2 protein-coding genes are annotated in these 1084 nt (G+C 63.5%); both read left to right on the top strand.

Annotated elements, in window-relative coordinates; all coding sequences use genetic code 11:
* Positions 1–353: hypothetical protein (locus AC1DOC_RS34745; RefSeq protein ID WP_478131722.1), on the top strand; the 353-nt coding region annotated here is incomplete at its 5' end.
* A 184-nt stretch (positions 354–537) separates the two neighbouring features.
* Positions 538–1002, top strand: coding sequence for a DUF3717 domain-containing protein (locus tag AC1DOC_RS34740; RefSeq protein ID WP_027730118.1), 465 nt, complete (start codon positions 538–540; stop codon positions 1000–1002).
* The last annotated feature ends 82 nt before the right edge of the window (positions 1003–1084 follow it).

The raw sequence follows: 1084 nt of genomic DNA, 5'->3' as shown, positions 1-1084 counted from the left end.
ATGATGATCTGACCGACCGCGACCCAGAATTCCGGGGTCATGAACTGTTCCATAGGTTCCTCTTGTCTTCGCGCGGCCCGTCCATCCTGGGCTCGATGGCGGCGGTCCGGCGCATGCGTTGCATTTCGATCCATCCCGTGCGGGTAGGCCGAAGCGATGGCGAAGACCGGGCGATGACCGGGGATTCAGGAACGCTTCGACCAAACCTGCGCAGGTTCAAATCGAAGGTCTTGCTCGACAGCGCGCGCCCTGAGGCACGTGTTGTCCAACAGGCCGGAAGTGTTGTGCTTCGTATTGACGACCTGTCGATGCCGCCGTGGTGCACGGTGGCTGGGAGCTACTCCCCTTCGTGAGGAGAATTAGAGCATTGCAAACCCCGTTCTGGCAACCTCGAAATTACCGGGCTTCAAAAGGAATGCTCTCGAAAGCCTTGTGGCTGCTGGCTCTGTCGCTATGTGTTTGGTAGCGCATATAACCTTCGACTGACGCGGGACATTGCCGGACTATGATCGCCGGCTCGCTGTTTTTTCTCTCTTCATGGCCGCCATTCACATCACCGACATCGAGGCCGCCATCAACCATTGGCGGGAGAAGAGCCCCTCGCCCGACGGCATCACGCTGGCGCCCGAATTGCGCGCGCTGGCCGAGGTCTACGCGCTCATGGTGTTTCACCACGAGGACGAGGTCGACGAGGTCGGCTTCCCTGAAAAAGCCTGGGCCGCCTGGCTCGACTGGTACCACAGCACGCCCGACACCCCCTGCATCGCCATCTGCTCCACCAGCCAGGGCGACGACCAGTGCAAGGGCTGCGGGCGCAGCTTCGACGAGGTGCAGCACTGGCCCGCCATGACGCCGGCCGAAAAGCGCGTGACCTGGCGCCGCATCACCATGGAAGACTCGGCCTGGCGCTTCAACAAGTATGCCGAGCGGGCGCGCGAGGCCGAGCCGCCGCAATGGCCGGGTAATCCCGCCGAGCCCCTCGGCCCCGACGACACGCCCTGAAAGAGGCCGCCCCATGCGCCGCCTTGCCCAAGCTCCGAACCTCGCGATTGCCGCGCTGTGGGTGCATGCGCTGCGGGAGGAG

The sequence above is a fragment of the Variovorax sp. 01T439_2 genome (genome assembly GCF_056398445.1).
Note: the sequence above shows the minus strand (reverse complement) of the source record. Positions and strands in the feature narration are given on the sequence as shown.

Excerpts from the sequence above, each read along its gene's own strand:
- AC1DOC_RS34740 (WP_027730118.1), top strand. The coding sequence starts at position 538 with ATGGCCGCCATTCACATCACCGACATCGAGGCCGCCATCAACCATTGG.